The 20,779-nt window shown below is 68.6% G+C and carries 16 protein-coding genes; 12 read left to right on the top strand and 4 right to left on the bottom strand.

The genetic code is table 11. The annotated features are described in order from the left end of the window. Positions 1-18: 18 nt before the first annotated feature. The 9 genes from B9Y64_RS18015 to B9Y64_RS17975 all read left to right on the top strand — a co-directional run bounded on the left by B9Y64_RS18015 (position 19) and on the right by B9Y64_RS17975 (position 9,665). Positions 19-1,269, top strand: a complete 1,251-nt coding sequence (locus B9Y64_RS18015; RefSeq protein WP_100441880.1) for an NAD(P)/FAD-dependent oxidoreductase — start codon at positions 19-21, stop codon at positions 1,267-1,269. Continuing rightward, positions 1,257-1,814, top strand: coding sequence for a DUF3261 domain-containing protein (locus B9Y64_RS18010; protein ID WP_100441879.1), 558 nt, complete (start codon positions 1,257-1,259; stop codon positions 1,812-1,814). Before B9Y64_RS18015 ends, B9Y64_RS18010 begins: the two co-directional genes overlap by 13 nt. Further along, positions 1,811-2,995, top strand: coding sequence for a beta-ketoacyl-[acyl-carrier-protein] synthase family protein (locus B9Y64_RS18005; protein WP_100441878.1), 1,185 nt, complete (start codon positions 1,811-1,813; stop codon positions 2,993-2,995). Before B9Y64_RS18010 ends, B9Y64_RS18005 begins: the two co-directional genes overlap by 4 nt. Further along, a complete protein-coding gene (locus B9Y64_RS18000; RefSeq protein ID WP_100441877.1) occupies positions 2,992-3,447 on the top strand; it encodes a hypothetical protein in 456 nt (151 codons plus the stop codon). The genes B9Y64_RS18005 and B9Y64_RS18000 overlap by 4 nt, the downstream gene beginning before the upstream one ends. Then, positions 3,444-4,175, top strand: a complete 732-nt coding sequence (locus B9Y64_RS17995; RefSeq protein ID WP_100441876.1) for a 3-ketoacyl-ACP reductase FabG2 — start codon at positions 3,444-3,446, stop codon at positions 4,173-4,175. The genes B9Y64_RS18000 and B9Y64_RS17995 overlap by 4 nt, the downstream gene beginning before the upstream one ends. Next, complete coding sequence (locus B9Y64_RS17990) at positions 4,175-5,413, top strand: beta-ketoacyl-ACP synthase (RefSeq protein ID WP_100441875.1); 1,239 nt, start codon at positions 4,175-4,177, stop codon at positions 5,411-5,413. The genes B9Y64_RS17995 and B9Y64_RS17990 overlap by 1 nt, the downstream gene beginning before the upstream one ends. A 59-nt stretch (positions 5,414-5,472) precedes the next feature. Then, on the top strand, positions 5,473-5,913 hold the full coding sequence (locus B9Y64_RS17985) for an excinuclease ATPase subunit (protein ID WP_100441874.1): 441 nt from the start codon (positions 5,473-5,475) through the stop codon (positions 5,911-5,913). A 160-nt stretch (positions 5,914-6,073) separates the two neighbouring features. After that, positions 6,074-6,334 (top strand): YcgL domain-containing protein, encoded by a 261-nt coding sequence (locus B9Y64_RS17980; protein ID WP_100441873.1) that lies wholly within the window; start codon positions 6,074-6,076, stop codon positions 6,332-6,334. Continuing rightward, complete coding sequence (locus B9Y64_RS17975; protein ID WP_100441872.1) at positions 6,327-9,665, top strand: ankyrin repeat domain-containing protein; 3,339 nt, start codon at positions 6,327-6,329, stop codon at positions 9,663-9,665. Before B9Y64_RS17980 ends, B9Y64_RS17975 begins: the two co-directional genes overlap by 8 nt. A gap of 128 nt (positions 9,666-9,793) precedes the next feature. Here B9Y64_RS17975 and B9Y64_RS17970 read toward each other — a convergent pair whose 3' ends face one another. After that, positions 9,794-11,572, bottom strand: a complete 1,779-nt coding sequence (locus B9Y64_RS17970) for a monovalent cation:proton antiporter-2 (CPA2) family protein (RefSeq protein WP_100441871.1) — start codon at positions 11,570-11,572, stop codon at positions 9,794-9,796. A gap of 346 nt (positions 11,573-11,918) precedes the next feature. On the opposite strand from B9Y64_RS17970, the gene mgtE reads away from it, so the two are divergent. Continuing rightward, complete coding sequence (gene mgtE / locus B9Y64_RS17960; RefSeq protein ID WP_100441870.1) at positions 11,919-13,289, top strand: magnesium transporter; 1,371 nt, start codon at positions 11,919-11,921, stop codon at positions 13,287-13,289. A 124-nt stretch (positions 13,290-13,413) separates the two neighbouring features. Then, a complete protein-coding gene (locus B9Y64_RS17955; RefSeq protein ID WP_100441869.1) occupies positions 13,414-16,140 on the top strand; it encodes a bifunctional acetate--CoA ligase family protein/GNAT family N-acetyltransferase in 2,727 nt (908 codons plus the stop codon). 55 nt (positions 16,141-16,195) lie between these two features. Here the strand turns inward: B9Y64_RS17955 and B9Y64_RS17950 are convergent, their stop codons facing one another. Then, positions 16,196-16,576 carry a YbjQ family protein gene (locus tag B9Y64_RS17950; protein ID WP_100441868.1) on the bottom strand — a complete coding sequence of 127 codons (381 nt, stop codon included), beginning with the start codon at positions 16,574-16,576 and terminating at the stop codon, positions 16,196-16,198. Between the two features lie 131 nt (positions 16,577-16,707). Between B9Y64_RS17950 and B9Y64_RS17945 the strand changes: the two genes are divergently transcribed. After that, positions 16,708-17,415, top strand: coding sequence for an alpha/beta fold hydrolase (locus B9Y64_RS17945; RefSeq protein ID WP_100441867.1), 708 nt, complete (start codon positions 16,708-16,710; stop codon positions 17,413-17,415). Positions 17,416-17,529: 114 nt separating this feature from the next. Here B9Y64_RS17945 and dkgB read toward each other — a convergent pair whose 3' ends face one another. Both dkgB and B9Y64_RS17935 read right to left on the bottom strand, forming a co-directional pair. Continuing rightward, positions 17,530-18,339, bottom strand: coding sequence for a 2,5-didehydrogluconate reductase DkgB (gene dkgB, locus B9Y64_RS17940; protein WP_100441866.1), 810 nt, complete (start codon positions 18,337-18,339; stop codon positions 17,530-17,532). Between the two features lie 256 nt (positions 18,340-18,595). Continuing rightward, a complete protein-coding gene (locus B9Y64_RS17935) occupies positions 18,596-20,716 on the bottom strand; it encodes a methyl-accepting chemotaxis protein (RefSeq protein WP_100441865.1) in 2,121 nt (706 codons plus the stop codon). Positions 20,717-20,779 lie beyond the last annotated feature (63 nt).

The raw sequence follows: 20,779 nt of genomic DNA, 5'->3' as shown, positions 1-20,779 counted from the left end.
AGCAACAAGGACGCACCGATGACTACTGCTGTGGATGCTGTCGAACGCACTGAAATCCTGATAATCGGCGCCGGCCCGGCCGGCTCCGTGGCTGCGGCGATGCTGCGCCAGCAGGGCCGCCAGGTGCTGATGCTGGAGCGCCAGCAGTTCCCGCGCTTCTCCATCGGCGAAAGCCTGCTGCCGCAGAGCATGGAGTACATCGAGGCCGCCGGCCTGCTGCAGGACGTGGTCGAAGCGGGTTTCCAGCACAAGAACGGCGCCGCCTTCGTGCATGGCGAGGCACGCACTGCGTTCGACTTCAGGAAGAAGTTCTCGCCGGGTTGGGGGACCACCTACCAGGTGCAGCGCGCCGACTTCGACAACGTGCTGGCGCGCGGTGCCGAGCGCATGGGCACCACGCTGCGCTTCGGTGATGAAGTGCTGTCGGTCGAAGCGGGGGAGCAGCCGGCGGTGACCGTGCGCCGCCCGGATGGCAGCGAGTACCGCATCGAGGCCGATTTCATCCTCGATGCGTCCGGTTTCGCGCGCCTGCTGCCGCGCCTGCTGCAGCTGGAATCGCCGTCCAACTTCCCGGTGCGCGGCGCGATCTTCTGCCACGTGCGCGACAACATTCCGGCCGAAGCGGACTTTGATCGCAACAAGATCCTGATCACCACCCACCCCGAACACATCGACGTCTGGTACTGGACGATCCCGTTCTCCAACGGCTGCTGCTCGCTGGGCGTGGTGGCCGAGCCGTCGTTCTTCGAACGCTACGAGGGCGACGACCTGCAGAAACTGCAGGCCATCGTCGGCGAGGATCCCAACCTGGCCCGGCTGCTGGCCAACGCCGAATGGGCGGTGCTGCCGGTGCGCCGCATCACCGGGTACTCGGCCAACGTCAGTTCGTTGTGGGGCCCGGGCTACGCCCTGCTGGGCAATGCCGGCGAGTTCCTCGACCCGGTGTTCTCCTCCGGCGTCACCATCGCCTTCAAGTCCGCGCAGCTGGCGAGCGAGTGCCTGGCGCGCCGCTATGCCGGTGAAACCGTCGACTGGGAAGCCGGGTTCTCGATCCCGCTGCGTGCTGGCGTGAAGACCTTCCGCCGCTTCGTCGAAAGCTGGTACGAAGGTGGCTTCCAGAAGATCATCTACCACCCGCAGCAGCAGCCTGAAGTACGCGACATGATCAGTTCCATCCTGGCCGGCTACGCCTGGGACACCAACAACCCGTACGTGGCCGACGAAAGCGGCCGCCGCATGCGCGTGCTGGAGCAGCTGTGCAGCGCGTGATCGCCCGTACTGCGGCATGGCTGCTGTGCCTGCTGCTGGCCGCCTGTGCCGGCCGCATGCCGAAGCCGCAGGTGGAACTGCCGCCGCTGCGCCTGTCGCCGGCCAGCCTGCCGGCGCCGTTGGCGCTGCAGCAGCAGCTGCATTTCCGGTTCGGCACGCATGAGCGCGACCTCGACGCTCTGCTGGAAGCCGATGCCCAGCAGGTGCAGCTGGCCGTGCAGGCGATGGGCCAGACCGGCGTGCGCCTGCAATGGGACGGCCAGCAGCTGACCCAGCAACGCGCGCCATGGCTGCCGCCGCAGGTGCGCGCCGAGCGCGTGCTGGATGACCTGCAGTTCGCGCTGTGGCCGACTGCGGCCATTGCCGCCGCGCTGCCGGCCGGCTGGCAGGTCAGTGACGATGGCCATCAGCGCAGCCTGTCGCGCGACGGCACGGTGTGGCTGCAGCTGCAGCGCATGGACGATGGCAGCGTGCAGCTGGACAACCGCGCCGAAGGCTATGCGCTGCGCATCGAATCGATCGACATGGCCGGGCCGGACCGATGAGTGCACCGATCTACCTGAACGACCTGGGGGTGGTCTGTGCGCTCGGCGATGGCCGGGCCGCGGTGACGTCGGCAATGTTCGCCGACGTGCCGGGCGGGCTCAGCGACAACGACAGCCTGTTGCCGGGACGCACCCTGGCACTGGGAGAAGTACGCACGCCGCTGCCGACGCTGGATGAGCTGCCAGTGGCCCTGCGCGGGCGCAACAACGCTCTGCTGGACGTGGCGCTGGCACAGATCGCACCGGCCGTGGCCGCCGCCATCGCCCGCCATGGCGCCGAGCGCGTGGCGGTGGTACTGGGCACCAGCACCTCGGGCATCGGTGAATCCGAGCAGGCATTGCGCAGCCACGCCGAACAGGGCCAGTGGCCGCAGGGTTTCGATTACGCCCAGCAGGAAATGGGTACTGCCGCGCAGTTCGTGCGCCAGCGCAGTGGCGCGCAGGGGCCGGCATGGACCCTGTCCACCGCCTGCTCGTCCAGCGCCAAGGCGCTGATGTCGGCCGCGCGCATGCTGCGCGCCGGCATCGTCGATGCGGTGATCGCCGGTGGCGCCGATTCGCTGTGCCGCTTCACCGTGGCCGGCTTCAGCGCGCTGGAATCAGTCTCGGCCCTGCGCTGCAATCCGTTCTCGCAGCATCGTGCCGGCATCAACATCGGTGAGGGTGCCGCGCTGTTCCTGCTCACCCGCGAACCGGGTCCGGTCTGCCTGGCCGGGTGGGGCGAGTCGGCCGACGCGCACCACATGTCCGCCCCCGACCCGCAGGGACTGGGGGCCATCGACGCCCTGCAGCAGGCGTTGTTGCGTGCCGGCTGGGCTGCCGACGAAGTGGACTACGTGAACCTGCATGGCACCGCGACCGGCCACAACGATGCGATGGAAAGCCTGGCGGTGTCGCAGGTGCTGGGCAACCACGTGCCGGCCAGTTCGACCAAGCCGTTGACCGGCCATACGCTGGGCGCCTCCGGTGCGATCGAGGCGGCGCTGTGCTGGATCCTGCTGGCCGAGAACCCGCAGCAGCAGCTGCCGCCGCACTGGTGGGACGGCGTGGCCGACCCCGCACTGCCGGTGCTGCCGCTGGTGGCACCGGCCACCCGCCTGGCGCAGCCGCCGCGGCGGGTGCTGAGCAATTCGTTCGCCTTCGGCGGCAGCAATGCCGTGCTGGCACTGGAGCGTCGATGAACACGCTGTACGCGATCGAGGACGTGGTGCCGCATCGTCAGGACATGTGCCTGCTGGAGTGCATCACGCAGTGGGACCAGGACGCCATCGAGGCCGAACTGGTGGTGCCCGCGGCAGGCCTGTTCGTCGAGGACGGCCAGGTGCCGGCCTGGGTCGGCATCGAATACATGGCACAGGCCATCGCGGCCTGGGCCGGTTGCCGTGCGCGCGCGGCCGGCAGGCCGCCGCAGCTGGGCTTCCTGCTCGGCAGCCGCCGCTACAGCAGCCTGCGCAGCAGTTTCCCCAGCGGTTCGCGGCTGCGCGTACAGGCGCGCTGCGAGCTGTTGGGCGACAATGGATTGGGGATGTTCGCCTGCCGCATCCTGGCAGGTGAGGAAGAATGGGCGACAGCCAACGTGTCGGTGTTCGAACCGGCCGACGCGATGGCCTATCTGGAGAGTGGACAGGCATGACAGGGAATCGAAGCGTGCTGGTGACCGGCGCCAGCCGGGGCATCGGCCGGGCCATCGCGCTGCGTATCGCGCGTGACGGCTTCGACGTGGTGGTGCATTGCCGCAGCCGCGTGGAAGAGGCACAGGCCGTGGTGGCCGAGATCCAGGCACTGGGCCAGCAGGCCCGCGTGCTGGTATTCGACGTGGCCGACCGCGATGCGGCACGGGCCGCGCTGGAGGCCGATGTCGAAGCGCACGGCGCGTACTACGGCGTGGTCTGCAATGCCGGCATCGCCCGTGATGGCGCCTTCCCGGCGCTGTCAGCGGACGATTGGGACCAGGTCATCCACACCAACCTGGATGGCTTCTACAACGTGCTGCATCCGCTGATCATGCCGATGGTGCGCCGGCGCAAGCCGGGCCGCATCGTCACCCTGTCGTCGGTGTCCGGGCTGGCCGGCAACCGTGGGCAGGTCAACTACAGCGCCGCCAAGGCCGGCATCATCGGGGCCACCAAGGCCCTGGCGCTGGAACTGGCCAGCCGCCAGATCACCGTCAACTGCGTGGCCCCGGGCCTGATCGAGACCGAAATGCTCAACGACGAAGTGGTTGAACACGCGCTCAAGCTGATTCCCGCAGGCCGCGTCGGCCGTCCCGACGAAGTGGCGGCCACGGTCGCGTTCCTGCTGTCCGAACCGGCCGGCTACATCACCCGCCAGGTGATCTCGGTGAACGGGGGCATGCTCTGATGGCCGCCGATCGTCGCGTGGTGGTCACCGGTGCCGCCGCCATCAGCCCGCTTGGCCACGACTGGCCGACCATCGAGGCGCACCTGCGCAGTTGCCGCAATGCGGTGCGCGCGATGCCCGAGTGGGATGTCTATGCAGGGCTGAACACCAAGCTGGCCGCGCCGGCGCAGGACTTCGAGCTGCCGCCGAACTACAACCGCAAGACCACCCGCTCGATGGGCAAGGTCGCGATCATGTCGGTGCGCGCCACCGAGGTGGCGCTGCGCGAAGCCGGCCTGCACGAGCATCCGGTGCTGCGCAGTGGCCGTACCGGCGTGGCCTACGGGTCCTCGTCCGGCAGCCACGAGGCTACCGGTGAATTCGGGCGCATGCTCAACGAGTTCACCACCGAAGGCATCAGTGCCACCACCTACCTGAAGATGATGAGCCACACCGCGCCGGTCAACATCGGCGTGTTCTTTGGCCTGTCCGGGCGCGTCTACACCACCTCCAGCGCCTGCACGTCGGGCAGCCAGGGCGTGGGCGCGGCCTATGAAGCGATCCGCAGCGGCAAGCAGACGGTGATGGTGGCCGGCGGTGCCGAGCAGCTCGATGCCACCGCCGCGGCGGTATTCGACACCCTGTTCGCCACCAGCGTGCGCAACGATGCGCCGCAGACCACCCCGCGCCCGTTCGATGCCGGCCGTGATGGCCTGGTGCTGGGCGAGGGCGCCTGCACGCTGATCCTGGAAGACCTGGAGCACGCGCAGGCGCGTGGTGCCACCATCCTGGCCGAGGTGGTCGGCTACGGCACCAACAGCGATGGCCAGCACGTCACCCAGCCCAGCGCCGACACCATGGCCCAGGCCATGCGCCTGGCGCTGGAGGATGCTGGCCTGGACGCAGCACGGATCGACTACGTCAATGCCCACGGCACCGCCACCGATCACGGTGACATCGCCGAGACCCAGGCCACCGCGCAGGTGTTCGGCAGCCGCGTGCCGATCAGCTCGCTGAAGAGCTATGTCGGCCACATGCTGGGTGCCTGCGGCGCCTTTGAAGCCTGGTTGAGCATCCAGATGATGCGCGCTGGTTGGTTCGCGCCGACCCTGAACCTGGCCGAGGTCGATCCGCGCTGTGGCCAGCTCGACTTCATCACCGGGCAAGGCCGCGAACTGCAGGCCGAGTACGTGATGAGCAACAACTTCGCCTTCGGCGGCATCAACACTTCGTTGGTTTTCCGCCGCTGGAGCGAGTGATCCACCGCCCCACCGCACTGTTCCCGTTACCCCTGCACCCTCGACAAGGAGATGTTTCGATGCGCCGCACTCTCATGATCGCCACTGCCACCGCGCTGCTGGCCCTGACTTCCACCGCTTCGGCCCGTGATACCCGCGTCGAGCAGCCGCTGCAGGAGCTGGTCAACTCACAGGCCGCGCGTGATGCCGGTATCGACGGCAGCGTGCGCTTCTACCTGGCCGGCCAGCCGGTCAGCGTGCAGCAGCGCCTGGGCGAAGATGTGACCAACAAGAAGACCAACGCCGCCAACAAGAGCGATGCCGAGGCCTGCCGCTGGGTCGCGCTGTCGGCACTGCGCGCGCTGCAGGACGGCGCCAAGTCGCGCGGCGCCAATGCCGTGGTCGACATCGTCAGCTACTACAAGAAGAACGAGTTCAAGAGCAGCACCAATTACGAGTGCTACGCCGGCACCATCCTCGCCGGTGTCGCGCTGAAGGGCACCTACGCCAAGGTCAAGTAAGCGCCCGCGTGGCGGCGGCGTTGGCTGAACGTCGCCGCCACATTGCTGAACCCCGCAGCGGAAACGCCGCCGATCGCGCCGCCATCGTCGGCTGACGGCTTTCCCCGGTGTCGGCTTTCCGACACAATCATGGCTCTTCCCGGGTTATCGTCCCGCGGACATGCACGCCTACGTCTATAAAAGCCAACTCAAGCCGGACACCTACGTCTACGTTCCCCGACGCGATGATTTCAGCGCGCTGCCCGCGCCGCTGCTCACCTCGTTGGGTACGCTTGCCTTCGTCCTGGAGGTTGCCCTGGATGCCCAGCGCCGCCTGGCCCAGGCCGACCCCGAAAAGGTCCGCAGCGAAATGATCGAACGCGGGTTCTACCTGCAGGTGCCGCCGTCGGTGGCCAGCCTGATGCCGCGCCACTATGACTGACACCTCCCGTCCACGCGCCCTGTCGATCGCCTTCGCCGTGGGGGCCGTGCTGGCGCTGGGCGCCGCGGTGGGCGGCATTCCTGGCGCGATCCTTGCCGCACTGGCGCAGCCGGCGTTCGCGCTGGCGGTATCGTGGTGGCGCCGCAGCCGCGCGCTGCTGCCGCTGAAGGTGGTCGCCCGCCAGGACCTGCCGGCACTGCTGGCATTGTGGGCGGCCGCGCCGCTGCTGCTGGCGCTGCTGCTGGCCTGGCCGCTCGCGGCGCTGCGTGACAGCGGCAGCCTGGCGGCGGTGCTCGGCCTGAGCGTGCTGGTCAGTGCCGGCCTGCTGGCGGCCTGGCGCACCTGGCCGTTGTGGAACGATGTCGAACGCCTCGATGGCAGCCTGGCCCAGCACTGGCAGGCCCTGGCCGGGCGCGACCTGACCGCCTGGCGTGGCCTCGGCGTGGCCGCGCTGGTCATCGGCGTGGCCGCACTGGTGGTGCTGCCGGCCTGGCCGGGCCTGTTGCCGGACAGCGCACGCTGGCCCGCCGCGCTGGCGGTCATGCTGCTGTCGCCGGTGCTGCACCTGCTGCTGCAGCGGGTCGCGCCCGCGCCGCTGGTGTCGTTGCGGTCCAGCCCGTTGGCAGCGTCCAGCGCTGAACACGAACCGATGTTCCCGGCGGCAGCCGAAACCGTGCCGCTGGAGGCCATGGCGCCGCAGGAACTGACACCGGCGCTGTATGAAGCCGCCCGCCAGGGCCGTATCGATCGAGCCCTGCAGCTGCTGCAGGCCGGTGCCGATCCCTATGCGCTGCCGGATCCGAACTGGCGTGACCAGCGCAGCCTGGCGGTGCTGGCCGCGGTGCTTCCGGACCTGCGCCTGCTGCGCGAACTGATTGCCCGTGGCGTCGATGTGAATGCGCCGCACCGGGGCATGACTCCGCTGCTGGCCGCGACCCGCGACAGCTGGCATGGCCGCCCCGAAGCGGTGATGACCCTGCTTGCCAACGGCGCCGATTCGCGCGCCACCGACGGTGATGGCAACACCCCGCTGCACCATGCCGCACGCAGTTCCGACCCGGGTGTGGCTGCGCTGCTGCGCGATGCTGCTGCCGAAGTCGATGCGCTGAACCGCGATGGCTGGTCGCCGCTGGCGGTGGCCTGCCAGGTCGGCAACTGGCGCCTGGCCCGTTTCCTGCTCGAACGCGGTGCACGCAGCGAACCGGCCGAAGGCACCCCGGTGCTGCTGGCCGCCGCCGCCACCGAGGACGATGATCCGGCCGGCGTGCAGCTGCTGCTCAAGCACAAGGCACGGGCCGATGCGCGTGATCGCCAGCGCCGCAGTGCGCTGCACGAGGCGGCCCTGGCCGGCCACGTCGAGATCATCGGCGTGCTGCTCGGCGCCGGCGCCAATCTGGAAGCGCGCGATGCACTGGGGCGCACGCCGTGGCTGGAAGCGGCCCGTGCCGGCCGCGCCGCCGTGGTCGAGCACCTGCTGCCGCACAAGCCGGACCTGGTCGCGGTGGACGGCGAAGGCCGCAATGCGGTGCAGCTGGCGGCGATGGCCGAGGATGTCTCGCCGCTGCTGATCAAGCGCCTGGTCGAACTGGGCATCGCTGCCGACGCCGCCGATCCGGTCGGCCGCCGCGCGGTGGACTACGCTGCTGAAGCCGGCCGCTGGGCGATCGTCGCCCTGCTGGACCCGTCCTATCCGTTGCCGGCCGCCGTCAGTGATGGCCTGGCCGAGCGCGGCGAAGCCGCCAGCGCCAGCGGCCTGCTGCCGGACCGTCCGCCGCTGACCCTGCTGCGCGAAGCGCTGGGCTTCGGCAACACCGAAGGCATGGCCGCGCTGGCCAGGCTGTGCCAGCCGGAAGAGCTGGGCGGCCTGTTGCTCGATCCGGAACTGGCACTGGAGCCGCGCGCAGTCGATTGGCTGCTGGCCCACGGTGCCGATCCCTATGTGCGCGATGCCTGCGCCGACACCCCGATGTTCGCGCTGCTGTCGCGCGGCATCGATGCGGTGCCTGCGTTGCAGGTGATGCTGCAGCGTGGCCTGTCGCCGGCTGGCCGGGGTGGCCTGGCGCGCTTCCTGGCTGCCTGCGCACAGCATGACCAGGCTGCCCGTGGCCTGGAACAGCTGGCGCTGGAACTGCTGGAACGTGGCGCCGATCCGTTCGCCGCCTCGCCGGCCGGTGACCCGCCGTTGTCGCTGGCGGTGCGCCTGGGCTGGCTGCGCCTGCAGCAGGCCCTGCTCAAGGCTGGCGTTGATCGTGAAGCGCGCGACAGCCATGGCATGACCGCATTGCATCTGGCCACCGCACTGGCCCGCGAAGGTGCACTGAAGCTGCTGGTACAGCATGGTGCCTCGCCGGAAGCACGTGCCGCCGACGGCCAGACGCCGCTGGGCGTGGCGCTGTCGATCGGTCGCCGCGATCTGGCCGACTGGCTGGACTGGCGGGTGTGGCCGTTGCCACGCCGCACCCTGCGTGAGGCCGATCTGCCGGCTGCCGCGATGGCCGGTGACGTGGACGCGGTGCGCCGCCTGATCGATCTGGGATTCGCCGTCGATGCGGTCGACGCACAGGGCTGCACCGCGCTGCTGCGTGCGGCCGGTGGTGGCCACCTGGCAGTGACCGACCTGCTGCTGGCGCGTGGTGCGGATCCGCAACATGCCGCAGCCAGTGGTGCGACGCCGCTGTCGGCGGCGGTCAGCATGCGCCAGGTGGACATCGTGTCGGCCCTGCTCGATGCAGGTGCCAAGCTGGAACACCGCCTGCCCGGTGGCGTGACGGTGCTGATGCTAGCCTCGGCGCTGGGCCTGCCGGACATCGTCGCGCGCCTGCTCACTGCGGGTGCCGACGTGCATGCCGGTGACGCGCAGCAGCTGGGGCCGCTGCACTGTGCCGCGCTGTACGGCTTCAGTGCCCGTGACCGCTCGCGCCTGCTGGCCCTGCTCGACACCCTGCTGCTGGCCGGGGCCGAACCGGACCAGGCCGCGGCCGGTTCGGTCACGCCGCTGCTGTTGCTGCTGGGCGCGCGCGCCGAGCCGGGCACCGCCTGCGATGAGCAGGTGGTGATGGCGGCAGTGGAGCGCCTGCTGGACGAGGATGTGAGCCTGGACGTGCGTGATCCGCGCGGTTTCGGCCCGCTGCACCTGGCTGCGCTGCATGGGCTGCCGTTGCTGGTGCAGCGCCTGCTGCGCGCAGGTGCCGATCCGGAAGTGCGCGACAGCCTCAACCGCAGCCCGCGCGAGATCGCGGTGATGCGCGGCTTCATCGACGTTGCCGGCGAGTTCGAACCGCGCGTGCCGGGCGTTTCGTCGATGGCGCGGTTCCTGCGCGACAACGGCTGATCCCGAGGCCAAAGGGTAGTGCCGGCCGCTGGCCGGCATCCTCCTGAAACCTCGGGGATCCCTGGCTTGCCGGCCAGCGGCCGGCACTACCGCAACCTGTGGTGGGTGCCGACCATGGGTCGGCACGCCTACTTGTCGTCGCTTTCCGCGTCGGCCTCGAACAGGTGCATCAGGTCGTTGCGTGCATCGCGCGAGGTCTGGATCACGGCGGCCTCGTCGTCGTACACCAGATACTGGTCGCGCAGCAGCTGTTCGTCGTGTTCGCGGAAGCGCTGCACATGACGTTCGGCCACCTCCGGTGCCAGGCCCAGCGCGGTCAGCACGCGGCCGCTCATCTCCAGGCTGGTGCCGAACACTTCGCGGAACGGCTCGGCCGACATGTCCATCAGGCGCCATGCATGCTGGCGGTTGCGTGCACGCGCCAGCACCTTCGCGTCCGGGTACAGCCGGCGCACCATGCGTACCGCACGCAGGTTGGTCTCCGGGTCGTCCACGGTGATCACGAACACATCAATGTGCTCGCCGCCCGCAGCGCGCAGCATCTCCGGCCGGGTCGGGTCGCCGTAGTACAACTGGTTGCCGAAACGGCGCAGGTCGGCCACCGTGTCCGGGTTCGCCTCCAGCGCCACGAACGGCACCTTCTGTGCCGTCAGCAGGCGCGCAATCACCTGGCCGAAGCGGCCCATGCCGGCAATCAGCACCTTGGGCCGGTTGTCCGGCGCCACCTTGTCAGCCTCGGCCGCCGTGCGTGGCGTGGCTTTTTCCTGGCCGAGCAGCTTGAGCAGCGCGATCATCAGCAGCGGGGTGATCGCCATCGACAGGCCGACAATCGCCACCAGGCGGTCGTGGTTGGCGTTGCCCAGCAGGTGCGCGCGCTGCGCTTCGTTGAACACCACGAAGGCGAACTCGCCGCCCAGCCACAGTACGCTGCCCAGCAGCAGCGACTGCCGTGAGCTGAGCCGGGCGATGCGGCCGATCACGTACAGCAGGCTGAATTTGACCACCAGCAGGATCGCGACGCCGGCAGCGATCAGCCATGGCTCGGCAGCGATGCGGTCGAGGTCGATGCCCATGCCCACGGCGATGAAGAACAGGCCCAGCAGCAGGCCCTTGAACGGCTCGATCTGCGCTTCCAGTTCGTGCCGGAACTCCGAATCGGACAGCAGCACGCCGGCCAGGAACGCGCCCAGGCTGGGGCTGAGGCCGGCTTCCTGCATGAACCAGGCGGTGCCGAGCACCACCAGCAGGGCGGTGGCGGTGAACACTTCCGGGCTGCGGGTGCGCGCGATGATGCTGAACACCCTGCGCAGCACCGGTCGCCCGCACAGGATCACCACCGCCAGCGCACCCAGCGCCACCATCGCATCCTCGATGCGCAGGGTCTCGTTCTTCACCCCGCCCAGCAGCGGGATGGCCGCCAGCAACGGGATCGCGATCAGGTCCTGGAACAGCAGGATGGCGAAACCCAGCCGGCCATGGTCGCTGTTGATCGCCTTGTGCTCGGACAGCAGCTGCAGGCCGACCGCAGTGGACGACAGGGCCAGTGCCACGCCCACCACCAGCGCGCTTTTCCACTGGAAATGGTCAAGCAGCAGCAGGCCGCCCAGCACCAGCCCGGACAGCGCCACCTGCGCCGCACCAGCGCCGAACACCGAGCGCCGCATGACCTTCAGGCGTGCCGGTGACAGCTCCAGGCCGATCACGAACAGCAGCATCACCACGCCGATTTCGGCTGCGCCAAGGATGCGGTCGGCATCCTGCACGAAGCCCAGCCCATCCGGGCCCAGCACCACGCCGGCCGCCAGGTAGCCCAGCACCGCGCCGAAGCCGAACTTCTTGAACACCGGCACGGCGATGACCGCCGCCAGCAGCAGCACCAGGGCCAGTTCCAGACCACCGCTATGCATGGGAATACCTGGTCATCGGGGAAGCCCGCAGTGCGTCCGTTCGGGTGGGGGAAAGCGTGGCGAGCGCCACCGCAGCATTATGCGCGCCGGCCTGTGTACGGACGAGAACAACCGGTGGGGCCGTGGCTCGCAGCAGGGCTTCCGGGTTGACCTGCATGGCCCAGGGGTCCAGACTGCCCGCCGCTGGCGGCGCGTCCGTCGGCACACGCATCCCGGAGTCCCCAACCCATGTCCAGCGACAGTAGAAGTCGACCTCGTTCGACGCCAGCGATGGCCACCGCCTGACATCGGGACGGTTTGCCTGCGTTGGCGTTGCGCGAGGTCGCACCCCCACAAGGCAAAACCGATGAACCAGAAGCAATTGCTGCGCCCGGTGGCCGATGCCGCCGCACTGGCCGCGCCGCTGGCGAACTACAACACCGCCGACGCGGTGGAATTCCTCAACACGCTGGAACTGGCCCGCGCCGCCGAAACGCTGGCCGCGCTGCCGTTGCCGCGTGCGGTGAAGATGCTCGAAGCGCCCGAACTGCAGCGCAGCGGTGAGCTGGTGGCAGTGCTGCCGCCGGCCCGCGCCGCCGCCCTGCTTGGGCTGATGGCCGATGACCGCGCCACCGACATCGTCCACGAGCTGGACGAGGACGAGCGCGCGCGGCTGATCCCGCTGCTGGGCACCGACGCCCGCCAGGCCATCCAGAAGCTGCTCAGCTACCCGCCCAACACCGCTGGCGCGCTGATGACCACCGAGTACGTGGGAGTGCCCGCCAGCTGGACCGTGGCGCAGACCCTGCAGCACATCCGCCAGGTCGAGCGCACCCGCGAAACGGTGTACGCGATCTACGTGCTGGATCCCGCCAGCCAACAGCTGCAGCAGGTGGTGACCATGCGCCGGCTGATTACCGGCCTTCCTGAGGAATCGATCCTGGACGTGGCCCAGGTCAACCCGCCGGTAACGGTGGACGCGCTGATGGACCAGGAAGAGGTGGCGCGGCTGATCCGCCGCCACGACCTGCTGGCGATCCCGGTGGTCGATGCGCAGCAGCAGATGCTGGGCATCGTCACCGTGGACGACGTGCTCGACGCGCTGATCGAGGAATCCACCGAGGACGCGCACAAGTTCGGCGGCATGGAGGCGCTGGACAAGCCGTACATGCAGATCGGCTTCCTCGAGATGCTGCGCAAGCGCGCCGGTTGGCTGAGCGTGCTGTTCCTGGGTGAAATGCTGACCGCCAGCGCGATGCAGCATTACGAAGACGAACTGGCACGTGCGGTGGTGCTGACCCTGTTCATCCCACTGATCATGAGTTCAGGCGGCAACTCCGGTTCGCAGGCTACCTCGCTGCTGATCCGCAGCCTGGCGCTGCGCGAACTGCGCCTGCGCGACTGGTGGAAGGTGGCCCTGCGCGAGATCCCGACCGGCATGGTACTGGGCGCCATCCTGGGCTGCCTGGCCATCGTGCGCATCGTGATCTGGCAGCTGGGCGGCCTGCACGACTATGGTGAGCACTGGATCCTGCTGGCGATCACTATCGGCGCGGCGCTGATCGGCATCGTCACCTTCGGTTCGCTGTCCGGCTCGATGCTGCCCTTCATCCTCAAGCGGCTTGGCTTCGACCCGGCCAGCGCCTCGGCCCCGTTCGTGGCCACCCTGGTGGACGTGACCGGCCTGGTGATCTACTTCAGCATCGCCGCGATGATCCTGCACGGCACGTTGCTGTAACAAAAAGGGGACGGAGGGGATTAAGTCGTTTGTGCCTCAGATGCCTTAAACGACTTAATCCCCTCCGTCCCCTTTTTTGCGCTGGATCATGCGCCCGATGCGCTGGTGCGTGTACCGTAGGCGCATGAGTACCTACCACCTGCAGTCCGTGTTCCGTCCGCAGTCGGTCGCGGTGATCGGCGGCAGTCCGCGTGAGCGTTCGGCCGGCCGCGCGGTGATGCGCAACCTGCGTGGCACCGGCTTCCCCGGCAAGGTGGCGTGGATCAACCCGCGGCATGCCGAGATCGATGGCATCCGCACGGTCAAGCGCTTGAAGGACCTGGACTGGGTGCCCGACCTGGTGGTGATCACCGCGCCGGCGGCGATCGTTCCCCAGGTGGTGCGCACTGCCGCCGAACGCGGCGTGCAGGCGGCGATCATCCTCACCGCGCATCTGGGTGAAGGCCCCGGCTCGCTGTCGGCGCAGGTGGAAGCAGTGGCCCGCAAGCACGGCCTGCGTATCCTCGGCCCGCACTGCCTGGGCGTGATTGCGCCGCATGCACGTCTCAACGCGAGCATCGCCGCGCACTTCCCGCAGGCCGGCGACCTTGCGTTGATCTCCGAATCCTCGGCCATTGCCGCCGCACTGGTGGAATGGGGCGTGGCGCGCTCGGTCGGCTTCTCCGCCGTGGTCTCGCTGGGCGACACCATGGATGTCGACTTCGGCGACCTGCTCGACTACTTCGCCACCGACTACCGCACCCGCGCCATCCTGCTCTATGTCGAGCAGATCAAGGACGCGCGCAAGTTCATGTCGGCCGCGCGTGCTGCCGCGCGCGCCAAGCCGGTGGTGGTGGTGAAGTCTGGCCGCGCCGAGCGCGTGCAGCCGGGCAGCCGCGATACCCATGTGCAGGCCCTGGCCCGCGCCGATGATGTGTACGGTGCGGCCTTCAACCGCGCCGGCCTGCTGCGCGTCAGCGCGCTCGACGAACTGTTCACCGCTGCCGAGTCGCTGGGCCGGCTGGGCACCTTCCCCGGCCGCCGCCTGGCCATCCTCAGCAATGGTGGCGGTGTCGGTCGCCTTGCGGTGGACCAGCTCATCGCCCTGCGTGGCACGCTGGCCAACCTGTCCGACAGCACGATCGAGAAGCTCGACGCGGTGTTGCCGCAGGGCTGGTCGCGCAGCAATCCGGTCGACATCGTGGTCGACGCCGATGGCGACCGCTATGCCTCGGCCATCGAAGCGTTGCTGGCCGACAACGAGAATGACGCGGTGATGGTGGTCAACGTGCCGACCGCATTCACCTCGTCCGCAGACGCCGCGCAGGCGCTCACCCGCACGCTTGGCCTACGCCCCCGCCATCATCGCGACAAGCCGGTGTTCGCGGTGTGGCTGGGCAACGACGACCAGGCCACCGCCACGCTCAACGCGGCGCGGGTGCCGACCTATCCGACCGAGGCTGAAGCAGTCCGTGGCTTCCAGCATCTGGTGCGCTACCGCGAAGCGCAGAGCGCGCTGATGGAAACCCCGCCCAGCCTGCCGCAGGACTTCAGTGTCGATGCGGCGGCCGCGCGGGCGCTGGTCGATGCGGCGCTGGCCAATGGCCAGCAGTGGCTGGACCCGCTGGCCACGCATGAACTGCTCAAGGCCTACGGCATTCCCTCCGCGCCGGTGATGCATGCGCGCGATGCGCACGAGGCGATGGACCTGGCGCAGCCGCTGCTGGAACGCGGCGCTACGGTCGCACTGAAGATCCTCTCGCCGGATATCCCGCACAAGTCCGAAGTGGATGGTGTGCGCCTCAACCTGTCCACCCTGCCGGCGGTGCAGAGCGCGGCCAACGCGATCCTGTCGCGTGCGCGCCAGCTGCGGCCGGACGCACGCATCGATGGCCTGCTGGTGCAGCCGACCATTGTTCGCCCGAAGGCGCGTGAGCTGATCGTCGGCATTGCCGATGACGCAACGTTCGGTCCGGTGATCGTGGTCGGTCGTGGCGGCACTGCCGTCGAAGTGATCAACGACAAGGCGCTGGCATTGCCGCCGCTGGACCTGCGCCTGGCCCACGAGCTGATCGGCCAGACCCGCGCCTCGCGCATCCTCAAGGCCTACGGCGATGTTCCCGCCGCCGACGAGCGCGCATTGGCGCTGGCGCTGGTCAAGCTGGCGCAGCTGGCCGCCGATATTCCCGAAGTGCGCACGCTGGACATCAATCCGCTGCTGGTCGACAGCAAGGGCATCCTCGCCCTTGACGCGCGCGTGGCAGTGGCGCCGTCGCGCATCCTGCACAAGGGCCGCGGCCATCCACGCTTCTCGGTGTTCCCGTACCCGAAGGAGTGGGAGCGCACCATCGAACTGTCCGACGGTGGCCGTGCCTTCGTGCGCCCGGTGCGGCCGGAGGACGATGCGCTGTTCCGCGCGTTCTTCGCCCGCGTCAGCGACGAAGATCTGCGCCTGCGCTTCTTCCAGTCGGTGAAGCACTTCAGCCACGAATTCATCGCGCGCCTGACCCAGCTCGACTACGCACGCTCGATCGCGTTGGTAGCGATCGAGCCACGCAGCGGTGAAATGCTCGGCGCGGTGCGCCTGCACGCCGATGCGGATTACCACCGTGGTGAGTACGGCATCCTGATCCGCTCGGACCTGAAGGGCCACGGCATCGGCTGGCGCCTGATGGCGATCATGATCGAGTACGCCAAGTGGCTGGGCCTGGACGTGGTTGAAGGCCAGGTGCTGCGCGAGAACAGCACCATGCTGGCGATGTGCCAGAGCCTGGGCTTCAAGACCAGGCTGGACCCGGACGACCCGACGGTGATGATGGTGACCCTGCCGGTGCAGCAGGTCGAGGTCCCCGACGTCCCGCCGGTGGCGTAATTCCTGGAGAGCCGAGCCTACGCTCGGCTGCTCCTGCGTGCGCTTGGCGCCGGCATCACCGCAACGGTTCCACCACCACCGCCGTGCCATAGCACAGCACTTCGGTTAGCCCGGTCATCACATCGGTGGCGTCGTAGCGCATGCCGATGATTGCGTTGGCGCCCAGCTGCCGCGCATGCTTGACCATGTCGCGGTAGGTTTCCTCGCGGGCCTGTTCGCACAGCTCGGTGTAGATGGTGATGTTGCCGCCGAAGATCGTCTGGATGCCGCCCAGGAAGTTGCCGACGATCGAGCGCGAGCGCACGGTGATGCCGCGCACCACACCGAGGTTGCGCACGACGCGATGGCCGGGCAGCTCGAAGGCGGTGGTGACCAGCGAATCGTCGAAGCGCAGCGCGGGTGGGGAGGGGGTGCCGCTGTTGTAGGGGTCTGCCATGGTCGCGTCCTTGGAACGGGGAGGATGATGCGTCGCATCCTAGCGTGCCACTGCGCTGCCGGCCCGGTTCTGCAACGCACAGGGCCAGCCACAGCATGTCCTTGTCACCGCACCGGCGCCACAATACCCCCATGACCGAGCGTATCCCCCTCTTGCTGCTGCCTGGCCTGCTCAATGATGCCGAGCTCTGGCGCGCGCAGCTGGCCGACCTGGCCGATATCGCCGACTGCACGGTGGGCGATCAGACCCGTGGTGAAACCCTGCAGGCGGTGGCCGAGGATGTACTGGCGCAGGCACCGGAGCGCTTTGCGCTGGCCGGTTTCTCGCTGGGTGGCTTCGTGGCCCAGCAGATCCTGCGCATCGCGCCAGAACGGGTAATGCAGCTGGCGCTGATCGATACCTCGATCCGCGCCGACTCCGCCGAGCGCGCCGAGCAGCGCCGCAGCCAGCGCGCCAGCGTGCGCCTGCCGGGCAGGTTCCATGGCTTCGGCGACGTGCTGATGCGCAGCTACATCGATGCTTCTCGGCTGGATGACTATGTGCTGGTGCAGCGCGTGCGCGACATGACCGCCCGGCTGGGCGCGGAGGTCTTCCTGCGGCAGAGCGCACTGGAACGGCGTGATGGCCATGATGTGCTGGCCGGTTATCGCGACCCGCTGCTGATCGTGTGCGGCGCGAACGATCGCATCACGCCGCTGGCGGTGAGCGAGGAAATGCACGCGATGGTGCCGCACTCGCAGCTGGTGGTGGTGCCCGACTGCGGGCACCTGGCACCGATGGAGAAGCCGGACGAAGTGAGTACGGCGATGCGCGGCTGGTTGTTGTCCGACCAGGGGTAATTCCTGCCTCTGGCAGGTGCCGACCTTGGTCGGCATCCAGCTGTAGAGCCGAGCCATGCTCGGCTGCAGGGTGGCAGCAGCCGAGCGTGGGCTCGGCTCTGCAACAACACTGTCTCAATCCCAGGCTGGCGCGATACCGTCCGGGTTGGCCAGGCGATGGCCACGATCGAGCCTGGCGATCTGTGCCATGTCTTCGTCGGTCAGGCGGATGGCTGCTGCTTCCAGGTTGCCCGACAGGTTTTCGCGCTTGGTCGACGAGGGAATGACCGAGAAGCCCTGCTGCAGCGCCCACGCCAGCGCGATCTGCGCCGGGGTGGCCTGGTGCCGGCCGGCAATGGCCTGGATCACCGGGTCCTTGGTCACCTCGCCATAGGCCAGGCTCATGTAGGCGGTGATGTGGATGCCGTTGTCCTGCAGGAACTTCACCAGCAGGCGGTTCTGCAGGTACGGGTGGATCTCGATCTGGTTGGTGGCGATGGCCGCGGCACCCAGGATGCCGATCGCCTTGCGGGTCTGCGCGATGGTGAAGTTCGAGATGCCGATCTCACGGGTCAGGCCCTGCGCCCTGGCTTCGGCCAGCGCAGCCAGGTACTCCTCCATCGGCACGTCGACCTTGTCGTTCGGCGAAGGCCAGTGGATCAGCGCCAGATCCACCCGGTCGGTGCGGAGCTTTTCCAGGCTGGTGCGCAGGCTGGCCAGCAGTGCATCGCGCTTGAAGGCGGTGATCCAGACCTTGGTGGTCAGGTAGATGTCATCGCGCGGCACGCCGGAGTCGGCGATGGCCTGGCCGACTTCGGCTTCGTTGCCGTAGATCTGCGCGGTATCGATGGCGCGGTAGCCGACTTCCAGCGCGTTGCGCACGGAGTCGATCACGGTCTGGTCTTTCAGGCGGAAGGTGCCGAGACCGAAGGCGGGAACAGTCATGGGGGCTCCAGCAGAGGGGGAGGGAGGCGGGACTATCCGGCAAAGGGTAGGCCAGTGACCGCGTGCATGCCGGCAACGGTGCATTGCATCACCGTGTACTACCGCGAGGCCGTTGCGGTTCCTGGTAGGTGCGGACCGTTGGTCCGCACTGTTCATGCCGCTACCCCTGTAGCGTTGGACGCTGCCGGCCAGCGGCCGGCACTATCCCAATCCGCGTTTCACGGTAGTGCCTGCCGCTGGCCGGCAACCGGATCAATCAGGCTGCGCGCGCCAACGCGTCTTTCGTGGTCGCCGTGGTCGCCAGGTCGAACACATCCACCGCGTCGATCAGGCGGTTGGCCTGCTGCTCCAGGCTGCGTGCCGCCGCGCTGGCTTCTTCCACCAGTGCGGCGTTCTGCTGGGTGGTGCCGTCCATCTGGATCACGGTCTGGCTGACCTGTTCGATGCCCGCGCTCTGCTCCTGCGAGGCAGCGGAGATCTCGGCCATGATGTCGGTCACGCGCTGCACCGATGCCACGATCTCGGCCATGGTGTTGCCCGCTTCGCGCACGCGCTGCGCGCCATGACCGACCTGTTCCACCGACGCTTCGATCAGCGACTTGATCTCCTTCGCCGCCGCCGCCGAGCGCTGCGCCAGCGTGCGCACTTCACTGGCGACCACAGCGAAGCCGCGGCCCTGCTCACCGGCGCGCGCCGCTTCCACCGCCGCGTTCAGGGCCAGGATGTTGGTCTGGAACGCGATGCCGTCGATCACGCTGATGATCTCGGCGATCTGCCGCGACGAGGTCTCGATCGCGCCCATCGTTGCCACCACCTGGCCGACCACGCTGCCACCGTGCGAGGCGACCGTATGAGCGCCGATCGCCAGCTGGTTGGCCTGGCGTGCATGTTCGGCGTTCTGGCGCACGGTGGAGGTCAGTTCCTCCATCGATGCGGCCGTTTCTTCCAGATTGGCGGCCTGCTGTTCGGTGCGGCGCGACAGATCATTGTTGCCGGCAGCGATTTCCGCCGCGGCGGTATGGATATTGCCGGACGCGTGCTTGATGTCGGTGACGATGGTTGCCAGCTGCGCGGCGGTGGTATTGGCGTCGCCAGCGATACGCGCGAACACCCCCTGGAAATCACCGTGCATGCGCGCGCCGAGACGTCCATCGGCGATTGCGCGCAGCATGCTGGAAACCTCGCCCAGGTTCAGTTCGGTGGTCTGCATCAGGCGGTTCAGGCCTTCGACCATCGCGCGGAAATCATGCTCGAAGCGCGCACTGTCGCCGCGCTGGCCGAAGTCACCGGCGGCCGCTGCTTCGGCCAGGCGGCGGATCTCGCCATTGATCGCGCCAAGGTTGTGCTTGACCGCATCGAGCGCTTCGGTGATCACCGCTTTCTCGCCGGGCAGGCGCTCCATGTCCTGGCTGAGGTCGCCGACAGCGTAGCGGCCCATGATCGAGATCGCGCGCATCTTCACCCGGATGTGCGCGTCAACCAGCGTGTTGCAGTCGGCCACCATGGTGCCGAACGCACCGGGGAAGGCACCGGCGTCCATGCGATGGCTGATGGTGCCGGCCTCGTGCGCCTGCGCCATTGCGGTCTGTGCATCCAGCACGCCGCGCAGCGTGGATTGCACCGCCTGCATGGCCTGCGCGAGGCGTCCGATCTCGTCGCGGCTGCGCACCTGTACCACATGCTGCAGGTCGCCGGCGGCCACCGCGCGCGCGGCGGCTTCGACCGCCAGCACCGGCTGCACCACCGCGCGCCGCAACCACCAGGCCAGGCCCATCAGCAGCAGCACGGCGGCCAGCACCGTCAACGCCGCGCACAGCAGCAGCGTCTGCCGGGCCTGGTGCGAGCGGGCCGCCAGCGCCGCTTCGGCTACCTGCGTAGCGTGCGTGCTCAGGGCATCCAGTGCCGCTGCCACCGGGCGATCCTTGCCGCGCACGAGGTTGTCGCCGGCGGCAGGATCGTAGCTGGCCTCGGCAAACGCCTGCAGCGCCGCGTGGTAATCCTGCTGCAGCTGCGCGTGCAGGCCGATGAACGCCTGCGCCAGTTCACGCGTGCGCACGTCCGGGCTGGTCACCAGCCCCCTGGCCAGTTGCTCGACCAGGCGGCCTTCGCTGTCGAAGGCATCCAGGTGGCGCTGGCGCAACGCGTCGTCGTGGCCGCGCAGCAGCACGTTCTTCCATTCCTGCACCTGGCCGCGGAACTCACGCTGCAGGCGTTCCGCATCGCGGCTGTGCGCGACTTCGGGCGGAACCTCGGTGGACAACTTCAACCAGGCGGAGGCCAGTCCCGCCAGAGCGCACAGCAGGACCACGGCCAGACCAACAGAAACCGCGCCGAGCAGCTTGGACTGCAGGCGCGGAGCACGGACAGACACATTCATGGGGAAGAACTCTCGGGAAGGGGCACTGCGGTATCGACCCGCTGCGCACGCTCTGAAGTGCGA

This window comes from Stenotrophomonas maltophilia (assembly GCF_002799245.1).
Taxonomy (GTDB): domain Bacteria; phylum Pseudomonadota; class Gammaproteobacteria; order Xanthomonadales; family Xanthomonadaceae; genus Stenotrophomonas; species Stenotrophomonas maltophilia_S.
This window is presented reverse-complemented; position numbering and strand designations above follow the sequence as displayed.

What these genes read in the sequence shown, in the direction of transcription:
- B9Y64_RS17970 (WP_100441871.1), bottom strand. Translation starts at nt 11,572, where the DNA reads ATGCATAGCGGTGGTCTGGAACTGGCCCTGGTGCTGCTGCTGGCGGCG.
- B9Y64_RS17935 (WP_100441865.1), bottom strand. Translation starts at nt 20,716, where the DNA reads ATGAATGTGTCTGTCCGTGCTCCGCGCCTGCAGTCCAAGCTGCTCGGC.
- B9Y64_RS18005 (WP_100441878.1), top strand. Translation starts at nt 1,811, where the DNA reads ATGAGTGCACCGATCTACCTGAACGACCTGGGGGTGGTCTGTGCGCTC.
- B9Y64_RS18000 (WP_100441877.1), top strand. Translation starts at nt 2,992, where the DNA reads ATGAACACGCTGTACGCGATCGAGGACGTGGTGCCGCATCGTCAGGAC.
- B9Y64_RS18015 (WP_100441880.1), top strand. Translation starts at nt 19, where the DNA reads ATGACTACTGCTGTGGATGCTGTCGAACGCACTGAAATCCTGATAATC.
- B9Y64_RS17975 (WP_100441872.1), top strand. Translation starts at nt 6,327, where the DNA reads ATGACTGACACCTCCCGTCCACGCGCCCTGTCGATCGCCTTCGCCGTG.
- dkgB (WP_100441866.1), bottom strand. Translation starts at nt 18,339, where the DNA reads ATGACTGTTCCCGCCTTCGGTCTCGGCACCTTCCGCCTGAAAGACCAG.
- B9Y64_RS17990 (WP_100441875.1), top strand. Translation starts at nt 4,175, where the DNA reads ATGGCCGCCGATCGTCGCGTGGTGGTCACCGGTGCCGCCGCCATCAGC.
- B9Y64_RS17985 (WP_100441874.1), top strand. Translation starts at nt 5,473, where the DNA reads ATGCGCCGCACTCTCATGATCGCCACTGCCACCGCGCTGCTGGCCCTG.
- B9Y64_RS17980 (WP_100441873.1), top strand. Translation starts at nt 6,074, where the DNA reads ATGCACGCCTACGTCTATAAAAGCCAACTCAAGCCGGACACCTACGTC.
- B9Y64_RS17995 (WP_100441876.1), top strand. Translation starts at nt 3,444, where the DNA reads ATGACAGGGAATCGAAGCGTGCTGGTGACCGGCGCCAGCCGGGGCATC.
- B9Y64_RS17950 (WP_100441868.1), bottom strand. Translation starts at nt 16,576, where the DNA reads ATGGCAGACCCCTACAACAGCGGCACCCCCTCCCCACCCGCGCTGCGC.
- B9Y64_RS17955 (WP_100441869.1), top strand. Translation starts at nt 13,414, where the DNA reads ATGAGTACCTACCACCTGCAGTCCGTGTTCCGTCCGCAGTCGGTCGCG.
- mgtE (WP_100441870.1), top strand. Translation starts at nt 11,919, where the DNA reads ATGAACCAGAAGCAATTGCTGCGCCCGGTGGCCGATGCCGCCGCACTG.
- B9Y64_RS17945 (WP_100441867.1), top strand. Translation starts at nt 16,708, where the DNA reads ATGACCGAGCGTATCCCCCTCTTGCTGCTGCCTGGCCTGCTCAATGAT.